Genomic DNA, 17922 nt, shown 5'->3' with positions numbered 1-17922 from the left:
CCGGTGAACGACCAGCAGACGCAGCGCACCCCACGGTCCCTGATCGTGACGTTCTACGGGGCCTACGGCCGCGGCGGGCCCGGCGACGCGGGCGGGGCCGCTCCGGTGCCGGTCGCCGCGCTGATCCGGCTGCTCGGCGCGCTCGGGGTGGATCCGCCGTCGGTGCGCTCCGCGGTCTCCCGGCTCAAGCGGCGCGGGCTGCTGGTCCCCGCCCGCACGGACACCGGGGCGGCGGCCTACGGACTGTCCGACGACGCCCGCCAGCTCCTGGAGGACGGCGACCGCCGGATCTTCGGCCGGCCGGCCGCGCGGCTGTCCGACGGCTGGGTGCTGGCCGTCTTCTCCGTCCCCGAGGAAGAGCGGCACAAACGGCATCTGCTGCGCTCCCGGCTGGCGCGGCTGGGCTTCGGCACCGCGGCGCCGGGGGTGTGGATCGCCCCCGCCCAGCTCTACGAGGAGACCCGGCACACCCTCCGGCGACTGCAACTGGACCCGTACGTCGACCTGTTCACCGGCACCCACGCCGGCTTCGCCCCCACGGCCGACGCGGTGGCGCGGTGGTGGGACCTCGATGCCGTGGCCGCGGCGCACCGCGCCTTCCTCGCCGCGCAGGAGCCCGTCCTGCGCCGATGGTCACCGCGCCGCCCGGTTCCCCCCGAGGCGGCCTACCGTGACTACCTGCTGGCGCTGGACGCCTGGCGTCAGCTGCCCTATGCGGATCCCGGACTGCCCTCTCCCCTCCTGCCCGAGGACTGGCCGGGCGGCCGCGCGGCGGAGGTGTTCGGCCTGCTGCACGCCAAACTGCACACCGCCGGGGCCCGTTACGCACACGAGCTGACGACCGGGGTCTAGCGCCCCCTCCCCCCGGGTCTCAGCGACGGCGCTGCTGGGCCCCCACCGGCACGCCCGTCCGCGGCCTGGCGGCGGCGATCACGGAGACCACGTCCTTGAAGGAGCTGCACATCCGGGTGCCGGCGACCCCCGCCAGCTCGCCGAACTTGCCGACCCCGTAGGTCACCGCGACCGGCTCCATGCGCGCGGTGACGGCCATCCGCATGTCCCCCACGGTGTCCCCCACGTACGCGCTCTGCCACGTCGCGACGCCGAGCCGGCCGGCGGCGCGCAGCACCATCTCCGGGTGCGGCTTGCCGCGCCGGACCATGTCCTGGCCGATGACCGGGCCGACCAGGTCACGGATGCCCATGACGTCGAGGAGCGCCTCGGCGCTGCGGGTCGTCTTGGACGTGGCGACGGCGAGTTCGACGCCGTGGGCGCGCAGCGCGGACAGCCCCGCGGTCACGCCGGGGAAGAGCAGCTGCGGCCCCTGGCACAGGACCTCGTAGGAGAACAGCTCGCGGTAGCGGGAGATGGCGGTCTGTACCCGGCCGTCCTCCTCGGGCAGACCCAGCAGCCGGCCGAACGCGGGGCCGGGGGGCTTGCCGATCGCGGCGGCGGCCTGTCGCGGGGTCACCGCACAGCCCTGCTCCGAAGCGACCTTGACGAGAAGTTTGCTGATCGCGGGGAGAGTGTTGGCGAGGGTGCCGTCCAGATCGAAGACCGCGGCCCTGATGGTTTCACCGCCGGCGCCCCGCGCGCCTCTCACGGGACGTTCGCCGACTTCCGTTGCTACGCGCATGGCTGAGACCTTTCCGGATTCCTATGGGGTGCAGGGGCTCGGGTGACGTTGCTGGCTCGGCTGGTCGGGCGGCCTGCGGTCGACGACTGATGAGGGCAGAGGCGGTCTCGCCATGGCGCACCACCGTCCAGCGGTACGCGACCGTCGCGGCGGCTGCGTCGGAAGACCTCGTCCCGTTTACCGCCTTCGGAGATTTAAAAACCGCCTGCGCTGTTTGTCAATGCATCGTTGTCGCTCCTGATGGGTCGACAACGCTCCGGGGCACGGCCAGACTGGGTACGCATCGCGCCCCTTGGGCCCGCAAAGATCCGAACTGACGACCGGGCGTCAGCTTCGCGTCAGCGAGCGCCAGTTCCGGCCAATCCGGGGAATCATACCGAACCGCATGGTTGGTTTTCTATGTAGACTGCACTGAGCTCGCAGCCGTACTAGAGACGGGACGGACACCGTGCCCACCCAGCATCGCGCCATCCAGAGTCGCCAGGCACTCATCCGCTCGGCCGCAGAGACCTTCCTGGAGAAGGGGGTTCCCGCAGCGGGCATGGTCGAGATCAGCCGGCGGGCCCGGCTGAGCAAAGGTGCCCTCTACTTCCACTTCACGTCCAAGGACGACCTCACCCTCGCGGTGCGGGACGCCGCGCTCGCCACCCTCCAGGAGGTGGAGGACGCCTTCACCCGCTCCCCGCAGCCCCTGACCACCGCAGTACGGGAATTCACCGTCGAACTCTTCGGCCGGGTGCGCACGGACGCCGTACTGCGCGCCGGACTGCGGCTGCGGCCGGAGACCGCGCCGGGACTCGGCATCTACGCCCTGGAGCAGCGCTGGTACGCGCTCTTCCTCGACAAGGCGGTGACCTGCGGACCGTGCGGCCCGGCCGGCTCGCACGCACCGGACGCCGAACCGCGCCGCACGGCCCAGCTGTTGACCTCGCTCGTGGTGGGTCTGCTGCACCTGGGAAGCGAGGACGGGACGTGGTGGGAGGAGGAGTCGATCACCGGCATGTGGGGGCTGCTGCCGGCCGCGCCGGCCCGGATCGCGGCCGCCGGCATCCCGGAGCCGGCCCAGCTCCCGGCGGCCGGCTGACCGGGAGCCGTGCCGCCGGCCCGGCCGGCAGCGCCCCGGACTCCGCTCCGCGCCCTCACAACTCGACCAGCACGGCCCCGATGTGACGCCCCTGCGTGAGTTCGCACAGCGCCTGTGGCGCCTGCTCGATCCCCTGGAGAAGGGTGTGCGGGAAAATCAGCGAGCCGTCCCGCAGGCCCTGCCCGAACTCCTCGGTCCACTCCTGCGGCAGATCCGGGTGCGCGTGCAGCCCGAAGCCGCGCAGCGTCACCCGGCGCGTGATGATCAGCCCGGTGTCCAGCTCCAGCGGGGTGAGGGCGCCACCGCTGCCGCCCAACTGGCTGGAGAGCGCGCCGACGAGGGCGAAGCGGGCGTCGGGGCGGGCCACCGCCAGCGCCGCCGGGAGCTGCTCGCCGCCCACGGTGTCCAGCAGCACGTCGATCCCGCCCGGCGCGGCTCGGCGCAGCTGGCGTTCGATCGGCCCGGCGCCGCGCACGATGGTGTCGTCGTACCCCAACTCGGCGCGCAGCCGGGCCGCCTTGCGCTCCGAGCCGGTGCTGCCCACGACGCGGCCGGCGCCCATCCGGCGCGCGAGCTGCCCGGCCAGGCTGCCCACGCCGCCGGCGGCGCCGGTGACGAAGACGGTGTCCCCCGGCCGCACCTCCGCGGCCCGGCGCAGCGCGCCCCAGGCCGTCGCCCCCTGCGACAGGTGCGCGGCGGCGGTCGGCAGGGCGTCCGGGTCGAGCCGTCGCACACGCGACTCCTCGACCACCGCGAACTCCCGCCAGCCGTAGGGGTGGTGGACCAGTTCCCCGGGGGTGAAGCGCCCGTCGGACGCGCTCACGACCTCGCCGACCGCGGCGCCCCACAGCGCCTCCCCCGGGACGAATGACGGCATCGGCAGCGGCACTTTGGTCATCTGCGTCCGCATCGCAGCGGTCACCGCCATCACCCGGGTACGCACCAGTACCTGCCCCGGCCCGGGAACCGGCACCGGGACCTCGGCGATCGTGAAGTGACCTGTCGTCACTTCGCCTCCGGCCTGGTCGGCGAGGCGGACTTCGCGGTGGACGGCCGGTATGGCGGGGACGACGGTGGGGGACATCGGACAGCTCCTCGCGCTCGTATCACTCTTCGGTGCCGTACCGGACCACGACGCGGGATCGCGCCACCGGAGCGGGCGCGAATCAATACCGCATGGTTGGCTTCTTTATGATGCGGAAATAGACTGCGCGGCCACGGGCGGCGGGTCGCACTCAGGCACAACAACTCCAAGAGAGCATACGGAGGATGATCGGTGGTCAAGCAGGAACGCGCAGTGCGCACCCGACGGGCCGTCCTCGAAGCGGCGGCTCATGTCATCGGCACCCGCGGGTACCAGGCCGCCACGATGGCAGAGATCATCCAGCGCGCCGGGGTCACCAAGGGCGCCGTGTACTTCCATTTCACGTCCAAGGACGCACTGGCCCGCGCGGTCATCACGGAGCAGACCGATCCTTTTCTGCCACAGGTCAGCGAGTCTCGGCTGCAGGACGCCATCGACTTCACCCACCAGGTGGCGCTGGCCCTGCGCAGCGATCCGTTGTTGCAGGCCGGCACCCGCATCGCGGTGGAGACGACCTTCAGCGAGAACCCGCTGGTGCCCTACCAGGCCTGGACCGACATCATCACCACGATGTTCACCGAGGCCCGGGACAACGGGGAATTACTGCCCGGCGTGGCCCCGGACCGGGCGGCCGAGTTCTTCGTCGCGGCCTACATGGGCGTCCAGTTGTTCTCCCGGGCCGCCACCAACCGGGCCGACCTCCCGGAGCGCGTCACGGCGCTGTGGAAGCACACCCTGCCGGGTCTGGCGTCGCCCGGCGCGCTGAGCCATCTGGATCCGCACGGCCGCTGTGTGACGATCCCGGTATGACCCCACCGTTCACCGCCCCGCTCGCAGCCGGGGCCCGTACGGGACTGGAAAACAAACCACATGGTCCGTATCTTAGGGTGCCAGGACGGTGACAGAGGCTCAGCCCGCCGGAGCGCGAGGAGCCGCACTTCAGAGAGGAACATCTATGGCCAGCGCCACGCTCGCGCCGCAGGTGCGCGATGAGCGCCCTGACATCGGAGGCGAGGCCGACAACGGAAGCCGACCGTCCGCTCTCACCACGACGGTGCCGCGGGAGTACGTGCACCGCACCGCCATCTCCGAGGTGTTCCTGACCGACTGGCGCCCCGGCACCTCCGACAGTTGGGTGATCAGCGCCCAGTGGCCGCGCGCCCACACCTTCTACGGCCCGCGCGACGGTCTGCACGATCCGATCCTGCTGATAGAGACCATGCGGCAGGCCGGGATATTACTCAGCCATGTCGCCCACCAGGTGCCGCTCGACCACCCCATCATCTGGCAACGGGTGCGCTACGACCTCTTACCGGAGGCACTGCGCACCACCGGCCGCCCCGCCGAGATCGAACTGCACGTCACCGACCACGACATGGTCTTCCGCGGCAAGCGGCTGGCCACCGCCCGCCAGGAATTCCGGATCCTGTGCGACGGCGCCGAGCTGGCCACGGCGGCCCTCGACTACTCCTGTCACAGCCCGGCGGTCTACCGCCGGCTCCGCGGAGAGTACTGCGACCTCGACCTCGCCAACTCCCGGAAGCTGCCCGTGCCGCAGGCCGTCGAGCCGCGGCTGGTCGCCCGGGAGCACGACCGTGACGTGGTGCTCTCCCCCACCGACCACGCCGACCGCTGGCAGCTGCGGGTGGACACCTCGCACCCGGTGCTCTTCGACCACCCCGTGGACCACGCGCCCGGGATGCTGATGATCGAGGCCGCCCGGCAGGCCGCGCGGGCCGTGACGCCCGACGACACCCTCCCCGCCTCGCTGGAGTGCACGTTCGCGCGCTATGCCGAACTCGATGCGCCGTCCTGGGTGCAGGCACGGACCTCCGAGCGGGCCGACGACGGCAGCCGGCAGTCCACCGTCACCGTCGAACAGCACGACAAGCCCGTCGTCTCGGCCCGGATCACCAGCGTGCCGACGCCCTGACCGGCCGCTTCGCCGGCCCTTCGGCCCGCTGAGAGCGCACCGCTCCCGCGTCGGCCGCCCGGCCGTTCGCCGGCCCGGCCCCGATACGGCCCCGCCCCACTGCCCCGGCCTCCCCGTCACCGCAGTGTGAGGCGGGGCTTCGGTGCGTCGGTGCGCCCCGTGGGCGGGGTGCGGCTGCCCGCCCGGTACGGCAGCGGCCAGGGCGCGCCGGGCCCGCTGTATTCCTGGTCCGCGGCGGCGTGCAGCGTCCAGTGCGGGTCGTACAGATGCGGCCTCGCCAGCGCGCACAGGTCCGCGCGCCCGGCCAGCACCAGGGAGTTGACGTCGTCCCAGGAGGACAGCGCGCCCACCGCGATCACCGGCACCCCCAGGGTGTTGCGGATCCGGTCGGCGAACGGGGTCTGGTAGGAGCGGCCGAAGTCGGGGCGTTCGTCCGGGACCACCTGCCCGGTGGAGACGTCGATGGCGTCGGCTCCGTGCCGGGTGAAGGCCTCGGCGATGGCCACCGCGTCGTCGGCCGTGGTGCCGCCGTCCGCCCAGTCGGTCGCGGAGATCCGGACCGTCATCGGGCGCTCGGCCGGCCAGACGGCACGGACCGCGTCGAAGACCTCCAGCGGGAAGCGCAGCCGGGCGGTGAGATCGCCGCCGTAGGCGTCGGTGCGCCGGTTGGTGAGCGGGGAGAGGAAGCCGGAGAGCAGATAGCCGTGCGCGCAGTGCAGTTCGAGCAGATCGAAGCCGGCACGCGCGGCGGACTCGGCGGAGGCCACGAACTGCTCGCGTACGGTGGCGAGTTCGGGCTCCGTCAGGGCGTGCGGGGACTGGTTGACGCCGGGGCGGTAGGGCAGCGGGGAGGCCGCCACGACGGGCCAGTTGCCCTCCGGGAGCGGCTGGTCGATGCCCTCCCACATCAGCCGGGTCGAGCCCTTGCGGCCGGAGTGCCCGAGCTGCACGCCGATGGCGGTGCCGGGCGCGGAGGTGTGGACGAAGTCGGTGACCCGGCGCCAGGCCGTCTCGTGGCCCGGTGCGTACAGCCCCGTACAGCCCGGCGTGATCCGCCCCTCGGGGCTGACGCACACCATCTCCGTCATCACCAGCCCGGCGCCGCCCAGGGCCCGGGCGCCGAGGTGGACGAGGTGGAAGTCGCCCGGGGTGCCCTCGCCGTCCGCGGCGGAGTACATGTCCATCGGGGAGACCACGACGCGGTTGCGCAGGGTCAGCCCGCCCAGCCGGAACGCGGTGAACATGGGCGGCGTGGTGGCCTCGATGCCCGCCTCGCGCTCGACCGCCGCGACGAAGCCCGGGTCGCGCAGCCGCAGGTTGTCGTGGGTGACCCGGCGGCTGCGGGTCAGGAGGTTGAAGGCGAACTGGTGAGGCGGCTGGTCCAGGTAGGTGGCCAGTTCCTCGAACCAGGCGAGGCTGGCGCGGGCGGCGCGCTGGGTGGAGGCGACGACGGGGCGGCGCTCCTCCTCGTAGGCGGCCAGCGCGGAGGCGGTGTCGGGCTGCTCCTGGAGACAGGCGGCCAGCGCCAGCGCGTCCTCGACGGCGAGCTTGGTGCCGGAGCCGATGGAGAAGTGCGCGGTGTGCGCGGCGTCGCCCAGCAGCACCGTGTTGCCGTGCGACCAGCGGTCGTTGACGACCGTGCGGAAGGCGATCCAGCTGGAGTTGTTGGCGCGCAGCGACCGGCCGCCCAGCGCGTCCGCGAAGACCTTGGCGCACCACTGCGCCGACTCGCGCTCGTCGCAGCGGTCGAGCCCGGCCGCACGCCAGACCTCCTCCCGCATCTCGACGATGACGGTGCTGGCGCCCGGGGACCCCTCCGCCCCGGCGGGCCCCGGCGCGGTCCCGCCGGGCGTCGGCCGGGAGTAGGGGTAGGCGTGGAGCTGTGCGACGCCGTGCTCGGTCTCGGCGATCTCGAAGCGGAAGGCGTCGAGGGCGAAGTCGGCGGCGAGCCAGATGTAGCGGCAGCGGTGGGTGGTCAGCCGCGGGCCGAAGACCTCGGCGTGCGCGGTGCGGGTCGCGCTGTGCACCCCGTCGGCGGCGATCACCAGGTCGTGGGTACGCGCGAGTTCGGCGGCGGGCGGGGCCTCGCTGCGAAAGCGCAGCTCGACGCCGAGGTCGCGGCAGCGGCGGTGGAGGACGGCCAGCAGCCGGCGCCGGCTGAGCGCGGCGAAGCCGTGCCCGCCGGACGTCAGGGTGCGGCCGCGGTGCACGATGTCGATGTCGTCCCAGCGGACGAACTCCGCCTGGAGGGCGCGGTAGACCTCCGGGTCGGCGTGCTCGATGCCGCCGAGGGTCTCGTCGGAGAGCACCACCCCGAATCCGAAGGTGTCCTCGGGCGCGTTGCGCTCCCATACGGTGATCTGCCGGGCGGGATCGAGGCGCTTGAGGAGGACCGCGGCGTACAGCCCGCCCGGCCCCCCGCCGACGACGGCGACCCGCATGGCTATTTCCCCTGCCACTTGGGCGTCCGCTTCTCGGTGAAGGCGGCGTGGAATTCCGCGTAGTCCTCGCTGTTCATCAGCAGCGCCTGGGTGGCCGCGTCCATCTCGACGGCGGCGGCCAGCGGCATGTCCAGCTCCGCGGTGAGCAGTGCCTTGGTCTGGGCGTGGGCCAGGGCCGGGCCCTCGGCGAGCCGCTTGGCCAGGGCCGCGGCCGCCTCGTCGGCCCGTCCTTCCTCGGCCAGCTCGCTGATCAGCCCGAGCCGTTCGGCCTCCGGGGCGCGGACGGCGTCGCCGAGCATCAGCAGCCGGGTGGCATGGCCGAGTCCGATGACGCGCGGCAGGAGATAGGCCGCGCCCATGTCACCGCCGGACAGCCCGACCCGGGTGAAGAGGAAGGCGAAGCGGGCGGAGGGGTCGGCGACGCGGAAGTCCGCGGCCAGCGCGAGGACCGCACCTGCCCCGGCCGCGACCCCGTGCACGGCCGCGATCACCGGGAACGGACACTCCCGCAGCGCCCTGACGACCTGCCCGGTCATCCGGTTGAAGTCCAGCAGCTGCGCGGTGTCCATGCCCAGGGTGGCGCCGATGATCTCCTCGACGTCGCCACCCGAGCAGAACCCGCGCCCCTCCCCGGCGAGGACGAGGGCGCGCACCGAGCGTTCCCGGGAGAGTTCCGCGAGCAGGTCGCGGAGGTCGGCGTAGGCCTCGAAGGTGAGGGCGTTGAGCTTGTCCGGGCGCGCGAGGGTGACGGTGGCGATCCCGTTCTTCCTGGTCACGCGGAGGTGCTGCCAGGGCTCGGTACTGCGGGCGGATCCTGCGAACGGGCTCATCGGGCTGCCTGCCCCCTTTGACCGGTCGGCCGGTGGATGCTGTTCCGGATGCCCCTCGAAGCTATCACCTGTTCATGACTGTCGTCACGAGGACGCGATAAACGTCCCACGGCCGTCGCCGTCCGCCGCCCCGGAGGCGCACGGGAACGGGACGAAAGTCCCGACCGGGCACGACCTCCGGCACGCCCGGTCCCCGTCGCAGGCCCCTCCCCCGGCGCCCCCGTGCTTCCTAAGCTGGGGCGACGTACGGATCGACCTCTCGGACGGCCGACCTGGCTTCTTGCGAACGGAACAACGGCCCATGCTGGAATCCCCGCCCCCTACGATCTGGCGCGTCACGCTGCCGCGCGGCGAGACGGCCGTCCCCGTCGCCCGTGCGATGGTCCGTACCGCCCTGCAGGACCTCCAGGTAACGGCCGACCGGACGACCGCGGAGCTGCTCACCGGCGAGCTGGTGAGCAACGCCCTCAAGCACACCTGCGGTACGCACCCCATCGGGCTGGTGGTCGAGCGCGCGAAGCAGGGCTGCCGGATCGAGGTGCACGACAGCGATCCGATGCTCATCGACGACCTGCTCGACGGCCCGGCCCCGGCTCCGGGAACACCGGACGAGGCGGGAGCGGCCGGGGCGCCGGAGACCGAGGCGGACGAGGCGGAGCCGGTCGATGCCGCGGCGGCGGTCGCGGCGGGCGGTACCGGGCCGGTCGAGGCGCGGGCGGCGGTAGCGGCGGACGGCTCCGGGCAGGCGCCGCGGGGCGCGGCGGCGGGCGCTCAGCGGGCAGCCGATGACCGGGTTCCGGGGCAGCGCGCGGGGGGCACCGGGATCAGCGACGAGGCCGGGGACGGCACCGAGGTCGGGAACGGGGAGGGGAACGAGGTCGGCGACGACGCCGGGGAGCGCACGGGGGCGGGCGCCCTGACCACGGAGGCGCGGGCCCCCGGCACCTCGTTCATCGACGCCGCGGCGGCCGCCGAAGCGGCCGAGGCGGCCGCCCGGGACGCGCACGGCCACGGTGAGCAGGGCCGCGGCCTGCTGCTGCTCCGTTCGCTGAGTTCCGACGCGGGCTGCCGCCCGACCGCGTGCGGCAAGGCCGTCTGGTTCACCCTTCCCGACCTGCCCCACCGGCGCCCGCGATGAGGCCGGCGGGGAGCGGGGCGACCCGTTCTCCGGTGACCGGACCGCCCCGCCGCCCCTGAGCGGTCAGGACGCCAGCCGCGAACGGCGCCGCCCGTAGCAGGTGTAGAGCAGCGCCCCGGCCAGCAGGAACGCGGCGAACTGGAGCCAGGTCGCCGGGCCGGTGCCGTAGCCCAGGTACAGGCAGAAGGCGATGCCCAGGAGCGGGCTGAGCGGGAAGAGCGGCACACGGAAGCGACGCGGCAGATCGGGGCGGGTGCGGCGCAGCACCATCACACTGAGGTTGACCGCCACCATGACCGCCAGCGTCCCGATGGTCGACAGGTTCATCACCGCGTCCAGCGGCACGACCGCGGCCGGCACGGCGAAGACCGCCGCCACGATCCAGGTGTTGGCGACGGGGGTGGACGTCCGGGGCGAGACCCGCTCGAAGATCCGCGGGACCAGCCCGTCGCGCGCCATCGACATCAGGATGCGGGTCTGGCCGTACATCACCGCGAGGACGACCGAGGCGATGGCGACGACGGCGCCGAAGGCGATCACCCCGCCGCCGAGGGCCGAGTCGGTGACCCGGTTGACGATCAGCGACAGCGCGGCGGGCCGGCCGGCGACGTCGCCGGCGGAGAGCGCGCCGATGGCGGAGGCCGCGACCAGGCAGTACAGGACGGTGACCAGGCCGATGCAGATCATGATCGCGAGGGGGATGTTGCGCCGCGGGTTCCTGACCTCCTCACCGGCCGTGGTGATCGCGTCGAAGCCGATGTAGGAGAAGAAGGCGACCGAGGCGCCGGAGGTGATGCCGGCGATGCCCTCCGGGGCGAACGGCGTGAGGTTGCCGGCCCGGAAGGCGCTGAGCCCGATCGCGCAGAACACGACCAGAACCGCGAGCTTGAGGACGGCCATCGCGGCGGTCGCCCGGGCGCTCTCCCGGACGCCGCGGACCAGCAGCAGGGCGGCGAGCAGCATCACGACGACGGCCGGGACGTTGACGATGCCGCCGTCACCGGGCGGGCTGGAGAGCGCGGCGGGCAGCTGCCAGCCGGTCAGGCTGCCGAGCAGTTCGTTGAGGTACTGGCCCCAGCCGACGGCGACCGCCGAGATCGAGATGCCGTATTCGAGCAGCAGGCACCAGCCGACGAGGAAGGCGGTGCGCTCGCCGAGGGTGGCGTAGGCGTAGGAGTACGAGCTGCCGGACACCGGTATCGCGCCGCCCAGCTCGGCGAAGGAGAAGGCGGTGAAGACGCAGGTGACGGCCGCCAGCAGGAAGGAGACGAGGACGGCGGGACCGGCCGCGGCGACGGTGTCGGACAGGCCGACGAAGATGCCGGTGCCGACGATCGCGCCGATGCCGAAGCAGATGAGCTGGAAGAGCCCCATGCTGCGGCGGAGGCCGTGGCCTTCGAGGTCCGCACCCGACTCGGCGATGAGCAGGTCGGGGGACTTGATCCGCGGTCCGGACAAGGCCGCGGGAGGTGCGGCGCGCAGCGCCTCCGGGGGGCGGCGGCGGGAGACGGGCGGGCGCATGGGGCGGTTCTCTCTCTGGTGGTGCGGTGCGCGCGGCGCGGGTGGGCCACACACGAAGGCGGGGTCCGGACCGGTGGGTCCGAACCCCGCGAGCGGCTCGATGGTAACCGCTTGACCTGCATGATCGCCCTTCGCGGCGAAGCGCCGTGCGGCACGGGCGAGGCCGTGCCGCACCCACCGCCTAGCGCGCGAGTGTGGCGACCAGCACCGCCTTGATGGTGTGCATCCGGTTCTCCGCCTCGTCGAAGACGACGGAGTGCGCGGACTCGAAGACCTCGTCGGTGACCTCCAGCGACGACAGTCCGTGCCGGTCGTGGATCTCCCGGCCGAGCGCCGTGCCGAGGTCGTGGTACGCGGGCAGGCAGTGCAGGAACTTCACGTCCGGCTTGCCGGTGGCGCGCAGCACGTCCATCGTCACCGCGTACGGCGCCAGCAGCGTGATCCGCTCGTCCCACACCTCCTTCGGCTCGCCCATGGAGACCCAGACATCGGTGGTGACGAAGTCCGCGCCGCGCACGCCCTCGGCGACGTCGTCGGTGAGCGTGAGCCGGGCGCCGCTCTCCGCGGCGAGCGCGCGTGCCCGCGTGACGACCGACTCCTCGGGCCACAGCTGCTGGGGCGCCACGATCCGCACGTCCATGCCGAGCAGGGCGCCGGTGACGAGGTAGGAGTTGCCCATGTTGTTCCGGGCGTCGCCGAGGTAGGCGAAGGCGGTCTCCGCCGGCGGACGTCCCCCGCCGTGCTCGATCATGGTCAGCACGTCGGCGAGCATCTGCGTGGGGTGCCATTCGTCGGTCAGCCCGTTGAAGACGGGCACCCCGGCATGGGCCGCCAGCTCCTCGACGTCGGACTGGCGGCTGCCCCGGAACTCGATGCCGTCGAACATCCGGCCGAGCACCCGGGCGGTGTCCTTCACCGACTCCTTGTGCCCGATCTGCGAGCCGGACGGGTCGAGGTAGGTGGTGGAGGCGCCCTGATCGGCGGCCGCGATCTCGAAGGAGCAGCGGGTCCGGGTCGAGGTCTTCTCGAAGATCAGGGCGATGTTCCTGCCCTGGAGGCGGGGGACCTCGGTGCCGGCGCGCTTGGCCGCCTTCAGCTCGGCCGCCAGGTCGGTCAGTCGGCAGAATTCCTCGGCGCTGAAGTCCAGCTCCTTGAGGAAATGTCGGCCCCTGAGGTCTATCGCCATGGGTGGGCTCCTGGTTCGCGGCAGTCGGGACGGACTCGAATATTGGAATTGTATACGAACGCTCGTATCCCTATACGGAGCCCCTGTCCGCGCGGGGACCACTCCCCGCCACCGAAGGGTACGGATCACCTCAGGCTGACCCCGCCACCGCGTCCCTCGCCACCGGACAGCTCATGCAGCGCGGCCCGCCGCGACCGCGCCCCAGCTCGCTCCCCGGAATCGTGATCACCTCGATGCCGCGCTTGCGCAGGAAGGTGTTGGTGGTGACGTTCCGCTCGTAGGCCACCACCACGCCGGGCTCCACCGCCAGCACATTGCAGCCGTCGTCCCACTGCTCCCGCTCGGCGGAGTGCACGTCCTGGGTCGCGGTCAGCACCCGGATGTCGGACAGGCCCAGCGCGGCCGCTATGGCCCGGTGCATGTGCTCCGGCGGATGGTCGGTGACCTTGAGGTCCTGGTCACCCGACCCCGGCTCGATGGTGTACGAGCGGAGCATCCCCAGGCCCTCGTACTGGGTGAAGGTGTCCCCGTCGATCATGGTCATGACGGTGTCCAGATGCATGAACGCCCGGCGCTTGGGCATGTCCAGCGCCACGATCGTGCGGGCGGATCCCGCCGCGAACAGCCCCCGCGCCAGCAGCTCCACGGCCTGGGGCGTGGTGCGTTCGCTCATCCCGATCAGGACCGCGCCGCTGCCGAGCACCAGGACGTCCCCGCCCTCGATCGTCGAGGGGAAGTCCGCCTGCCCCTCCGACCAGACGTGGAAGTCCTCACCGCGGAACAGCGGGTGGTACCGGTAGATCGCCTCATAGTGCATGGTCTCGCGCTGCCGGGCGGGCCAGCGCATGGAGTTGATCGACACCCCGTCGTAGATCCAGGCGGAGGTGTCACGGGTGAAAAGGTGGTTGGGCAGCGGTCCGAGCAGGAAGTCGTCCAGATCCATCACATGGAAGCGCACCGAGGTCGGTTCGGGGTGGCGCTCCAGGAACTCCCGTTTGGTCATGCCGCCGACCAGCGCCTCGACCAGCTCCGGGACGGCGAGCTCGTCGAACGCCGCCCGCAGATGGTCGGTGGCCAGCGGTCCGTATTCCTTCTCGTCGAAGACCCGGTCCAGGACGAGCTTGCGCGCCTCGGGAATCTGCATGCTCTCGGCCAGCAGATCCCCGAAGAGGTGCACCTCCACCCCACGGTCCCGGAGCACATCGGCGAACCCGTCGTGCTCGGCCCGCGCACGGCGCACCCACAGCACGTCGTCGAAGAGCAAGGCGTCCTTGTTCGAGGGCGTGAGCCGCTTCAGCTCCAGATCGGGGCGATGCAGGATGACCCGGCGCAGCCGCCCGGCCTCGGAGTCGACTTGGAATCCCATCCACCCATCTTGGCCGCTCCGACGCCTTCGCGGAGGGAGTCGGGGGATGTCGGACCGGTTGAGTCGGCCCGGGCCCGGGCCGGGCGCGCGGCCGGGTGGCGAGCAGCGGTGACAGGGAGACAGTCGAACGGTGACGGGGGACGGGAGCCGGCCGGCCCAGGGGCAGGTGGGCACGACGGCCGGGCAGGCTGTGGCTCATCGGCGTGGGGGCAGTGCCTCCCGGTGGCGGTGACGTGCCGCTCGGGGCGCATTCCGCGGGGACGCGGTCGTGGTGGGGCGGCCCCGCATCAGGCGGGGTTCCGGTCGCGCACCTCCAGCTTCTCCAGTATTCCGGCGACGCGGTCCCTGGATTCGTCGACGGTGTCCATCGCCTCGACACACGTCCAGTACATGCTGTCCTCGTCCGCCAGCAGCACCACGGCCACCAACGCTTCACACACCTCCCGCAGCAATCGGCACAGCCCGGTTAATGCCTCCTTGACGTCGCGCACTTCGGACAGCTGACCCGCCCGCGGCCCGCCGGTGGCCGATGCCGGGCACAGCAGTCCCCCGCTGAACCGCCCGCCCGCATCGCCCAGCCCCCTGGCCCTGGACCGCACTTCGTACGGCCCGAATATCGCGAGGTGGCTGCCTATCGCCTCCGCCAGGGTCTGCGCCTGCCAGGCTTCGACGATCACTCCCTGAACCGTGTGGGCCTCCGCCACACCGCGTCGGCTCGTCTCGATGATCCGCACCGCGTCCATCCGCTCCCTCCTCCCCTCATCAATCGCATGCACCTTGCACTCTTTTCACTACCCAGAGTGAGGGCCAACACCCAAAAAAGCTAGGGGAATTCGCAAATCTGTGGACAACCAAGGCGATGTGGAAAGATCCATGACTCCATAGAGTGAGGAAGGACCGTTTCGTCCGCGCGCCTTCCTCACGCGCCACGACCTCCCCACGCCTCACACCACCGGCACATGTCACGCAAGATGCCCGAAATGAACGGCGAGGTGAACGCCGGGAGGGACGCCGAAGGGAACGCCGGGAGGGGCGTTGAGGGAGCGGGCAGAGAGGAGCGAGGGTCGGGGCGGAGAGGCCTCAAGACCGGCATGTCCGGGCGGATACGGGCCCCTGGGCCGGCCCCAGAGAACGGCGGTACGCGCCGCGCCGGGGCTCACCTCGCGCAGCGGGGCGGGGACCCACGCCCCCGCCGCAGACCAACTGACCCGGCGCCCGGCCGGCCGACCCGGCCCGCCGGGCCCGTCGCAGCCCGCCCCTCAGTTCCTCTTCCTACTCCCCCTCGTCCTCCCGCGCCCGGTCCGGGCGCGCCTGGCGGACCGCCGGGAAGCGCGACTCATTACGCTCGATCTTCGCCGCGAGCGCCGTCAGGGGATCGATCCCCAGCGCCTCACAGAACTGAAGCAGATAGGCCAGGACGTCAGCGACCTCGTCCTCGACCCGGCCGGCCTTGCGCGGTTCGGACATCACCGCCGCCGACTCCTCCGGCGTCAACCACTGGAAGATCTCGACGAGTTCGGCGGCCTCGACGCTGAGCGCCGCCGCCAGGTTCTTGGGGGTGTGGTACTGCTGCCAGTCCCGCGCGGCCGCGAACTCGGCCAGCCGTCGCTGCAGCGCTTGAAGATCCTCACTCATGCCCCCAGGTGTAGCACCTGCACGCCGGGCAGTCCGTCGGCGACCGCCGGATCACGTACCGTCCCCAGCAGCCGCACGTGGCCGCGCTCGGTCATCCGCACGGCCAGCGACACCAGCTCACGGGCCTGCCGGGGGTCCATGCAGCGGTCCATCCCGTCCGCCAGCACCGTCATCTGCTGATGGGCCGACGGCACCTCCCCGACCGGATCCATGGCCAGCACGTCCGGCCCGGTGAGCAACACCAGGGCCAGCGCGAGGAACCGCAGCTCACCGTCGCCGAGCTGCTCGACCGGCAGCTCTCCCAGCTCGCCCCGGTCGAGGACGGCCCGCACCCGCTCCACACCCCCCGCACCCGGTGTGGCCCACACATCCGGCGAGCCCGCGCCGTCACCGCCTCCCGCCACCGCTCCGGCAACGGACGCTCCCGCTCCGCCCGGCGGGTGCGGCACCGTACGCAGCCCTTCCACGGGGCCGACGCAGGCCTCCCGTACCGCCGCCACCAGCACGGCATGCCGCCGCGCGCACTCCCGGCCGGTACGCGCCAGCACCGTGGGCAGGTTGTCGCAGGCGGAGCGCAGCCGTCCCTCGTCGTGCCGCTCCGGTGCGCCGTCGCCCCAGCCGCCCGCCGCACCACTTCCCGTGCTCCCCTTGCGCCCCCGGACGCCCCAGGCACCGGCGGCCCCAGCCCCACCGGTCCCTCCGGGTGCGCCCGCGGCCTTACCGGCAGGGCCACCCGCGGCCCCGCTCCGCGCACGCCCACTCCGCCGTGCCCCGGCACCGCCCCCACGCCCGGCCGCACCACCACCGCCACCCCCACCAGGCCCTTCCGCCGCACCGACCGCCCCCACGGAGCGCATGACCTCCGGCCGCGGATCGCACACGAACGCCGACCGCAGCGCGACCACCACCTGTTCCGCGGCGGCGAGAACCAGCCGCTGGCCCGCCGTCTTACCGGCGACACGCAGCGGCAGCAGAGAGGTGCCCAGCCGGTCGTCCGGAAGCGGCGCTCGGGTCACCGGGGTCGCCCCCGCGGTGTGCCAGGCCGCCTGGACCGCGGGGCGGGTGGGGTCGGTGAGGGCAGTGGTCAGCAAGGTCTCGCCGCAGCCGGTCAACCGCTCACCGACGATGCGCAGTTCGGGCTCGGCCTGTACGGCGAGGTCGAGGCAGACGGGGCCGGCCGGGCCGTCGACCGTGCACCCGATACGGAAGCCGCGCCGCCCCTGCTCGTCAGGCCGCGCCCCCGCCGGCACGCACGCCGAGGGGCCGCCGGCCACCTCCGCCAGGGCCCGCGCGAGCGACTCCCCGCTGCCGAGCCGGGCGAGGATCGCATACGCCTGCAGCGCACTGGATTTGCCGCTGCCGCTCCCGCCGCTCAGCAGCGTCAGCGGGCCGAGCGGCAGGGTGACGCCTCGATGGGTCTTGAACGCGGACAGCCGTAACTCGGTGACCGCCGGCCGCACACTGTCGGTATTCATATACGGACGCTAAGCAGTACTCCGAGCGGAGAACCGTTACGCCCAACAGCTCTTCCTACGAACGGGGGATGGCGCCCGCCGCTTCTTCCTCGACCTCGGTGCCGACGGGGGCCAGCAGGAAGACGTTGGTGTCGACGCGGTGCATCCCGCTGCCCAGCCCGAAGACGACGCCGCTGGAGAAGTCCAGGATGCGCTTGGCGACATCGGCGTCGGCACTGCTGAGATCCAGCAGGACGGGGATCTGCGACATCAAATACTCGGCGACCTCGCGGGCGTCGGCGAAGGTCTGGACGCGGATGACGATGAAGCGCCGCAGCTGCTCCGCCGGTTCGTCCTCGGGCAGGGCCCGGTGGTCGGGCCAGGAAGGCCATTCGTGGCTGCTGCGGAGCGGGACGACCTCGGCGAGCCCTTCCCACTGCTCGTCGGTGGCATCGGGGCCGTTCACCGAATCACCTCACCCAGGGGAGCGCTGGCTGTCTGCGGTATCTGCATCGCACAATTCTAGAGATAAACATACAAAGCTCGGCGGACGCGACACACGCCGCGTCCCCGCTCCTTCCATCCTGCACCATGGCCCCTGACCTGTGCTGACA

Annotated in this window: 16 protein-coding genes; 5 read left to right on the top strand and 11 right to left on the bottom strand. The window is 72.4% G+C overall.

Annotated features, from left to right (window positions below):
• Positions 1–3: 3 nt before the first annotated feature.
• Positions 4–852 carry a PaaX family transcriptional regulator gene (locus ACQP17_RS27510; RefSeq protein ID WP_433858658.1) on the top strand — a complete coding sequence of 283 codons (849 nt, stop codon included), beginning with the start codon at positions 4–6 and terminating at the stop codon, positions 850–852.
• Positions 853–871: 19 nt separating this feature from the next.
• Here ACQP17_RS27510 and ACQP17_RS27505 read toward each other — a convergent pair whose 3' ends face one another.
• Positions 872–1636, bottom strand: coding sequence for an HAD family hydrolase (locus tag ACQP17_RS27505; protein ID WP_433858657.1), 765 nt, complete (start codon positions 1634–1636; stop codon positions 872–874).
• A 448-nt stretch (positions 1637–2084) separates the two neighbouring features.
• Here ACQP17_RS27505 and ACQP17_RS27500 point away from each other — a divergent pair, with 448 nt between their 5' ends.
• On the top strand, positions 2085–2720 hold the full coding sequence (locus tag ACQP17_RS27500; protein ID WP_433858656.1) for a TetR family transcriptional regulator: 636 nt from the start codon (positions 2085–2087) through the stop codon (positions 2718–2720).
• A gap of 55 nt (positions 2721–2775) precedes the next feature.
• On the opposite strand, the gene ACQP17_RS27495 is transcribed toward ACQP17_RS27500, so the two are convergent.
• A complete protein-coding gene (locus ACQP17_RS27495) occupies positions 2776–3804 on the bottom strand; it encodes an MDR family NADP-dependent oxidoreductase (protein ID WP_433858655.1) in 1029 nt (342 codons plus the stop codon).
• A 192-nt stretch (positions 3805–3996) separates the two neighbouring features.
• On the opposite strand from ACQP17_RS27495, the gene ACQP17_RS27490 reads away from it, so the two are divergent.
• The gene (locus ACQP17_RS27490; protein ID WP_189096402.1) at positions 3997–4614 is read left to right on the top strand and encodes a ScbR family autoregulator-binding transcription factor; all 618 of its coding nucleotides are present in this window, start codon (positions 3997–3999) and stop codon (positions 4612–4614) included.
• 145 nt (positions 4615–4759) lie between these two features.
• Positions 4760–5737: a ScbA/BarX family gamma-butyrolactone biosynthesis protein gene (locus ACQP17_RS27485; protein ID WP_433858654.1), complete on the top strand. Its 978-nt coding sequence runs from the start codon at positions 4760–4762 to the stop codon at positions 5735–5737.
• Between the two features lie 116 nt (positions 5738–5853).
• Here ACQP17_RS27485 and ACQP17_RS27480 read toward each other — a convergent pair whose 3' ends face one another.
• Together ACQP17_RS27480 and ACQP17_RS27475 are read right to left on the bottom strand one after the other, a co-directional pair.
• The gene (locus ACQP17_RS27480; RefSeq protein ID WP_433860024.1) at positions 5854–8178 is read right to left on the bottom strand and encodes a bifunctional salicylyl-CoA 5-hydroxylase/oxidoreductase; all 2325 of its coding nucleotides are present in this window, start codon (positions 8176–8178) and stop codon (positions 5854–5856) included.
• Positions 8179–8180: 2 nt separating this feature from the next.
• Complete coding sequence (locus tag ACQP17_RS27475) at positions 8181–9008, bottom strand: enoyl-CoA hydratase family protein (RefSeq protein ID WP_433858653.1); 828 nt, start codon at positions 9006–9008, stop codon at positions 8181–8183.
• A 301-nt stretch (positions 9009–9309) separates the two neighbouring features.
• Here ACQP17_RS27475 and ACQP17_RS27470 point away from each other — a divergent pair, with 301 nt between their 5' ends.
• The gene (locus ACQP17_RS27470) at positions 9310–10146 is read left to right on the top strand and encodes an ATP-binding protein (protein ID WP_433858652.1); all 837 of its coding nucleotides are present in this window, start codon (positions 9310–9312) and stop codon (positions 10144–10146) included.
• A gap of 63 nt (positions 10147–10209) precedes the next feature.
• Here the strand turns inward: ACQP17_RS27470 and ACQP17_RS27465 are convergent, their stop codons facing one another.
• From ACQP17_RS27465 to ACQP17_RS27435, 7 genes are all read right to left on the bottom strand, one after another.
• Entirely contained in the window at positions 10210–11667 is a 1458-nt protein-coding gene (locus ACQP17_RS27465; protein ID WP_433858651.1) for an amino acid permease, read from the bottom strand.
• A gap of 181 nt (positions 11668–11848) precedes the next feature.
• Positions 11849–12853 carry an ornithine carbamoyltransferase gene (gene argF / locus ACQP17_RS27460; protein ID WP_433858650.1) on the bottom strand — a complete coding sequence of 335 codons (1005 nt, stop codon included), beginning with the start codon at positions 12851–12853 and terminating at the stop codon, positions 11849–11851.
• Between the two features lie 130 nt (positions 12854–12983).
• On the bottom strand, positions 12984–14219 hold the full coding sequence (locus ACQP17_RS27455) for an arginine deiminase (RefSeq protein WP_433858649.1): 1236 nt from the start codon (positions 14217–14219) through the stop codon (positions 12984–12986).
• 287 nt (positions 14220–14506) lie between these two features.
• A complete protein-coding gene (locus tag ACQP17_RS27450) occupies positions 14507–14962 on the bottom strand; it encodes a DUF6099 family protein (RefSeq protein WP_433860023.1) in 456 nt (151 codons plus the stop codon).
• A gap of 529 nt (positions 14963–15491) precedes the next feature.
• Positions 15492–15854, bottom strand: a complete 363-nt coding sequence (locus tag ACQP17_RS27445) for a nucleotide pyrophosphohydrolase (RefSeq protein WP_364875326.1) — start codon at positions 15852–15854, stop codon at positions 15492–15494.
• On the bottom strand, positions 15851–17329 hold the full coding sequence (locus tag ACQP17_RS27440; protein ID WP_433858648.1) for a biotin transporter BioY: 1479 nt from the start codon (positions 17327–17329) through the stop codon (positions 15851–15853). Before ACQP17_RS27440 ends, ACQP17_RS27445 begins: the two co-directional genes overlap by 4 nt.
• A gap of 55 nt (positions 17330–17384) precedes the next feature.
• Entirely contained in the window at positions 17385–17774 is a 390-nt protein-coding gene (locus ACQP17_RS27435) for a cell division protein SepF (RefSeq protein ID WP_364875322.1), read from the bottom strand.
• Positions 17775–17922: the final 148 nt, after the last annotated feature.

This window comes from Streptomyces kronopolitis (assembly GCF_050953795.1).
In the GTDB taxonomy this organism is placed as follows: domain Bacteria; phylum Actinomycetota; class Actinomycetes; order Streptomycetales; family Streptomycetaceae; genus Streptomyces; species Streptomyces kronopolitis_A.
This window is presented reverse-complemented; position numbering and strand designations above follow the sequence as displayed.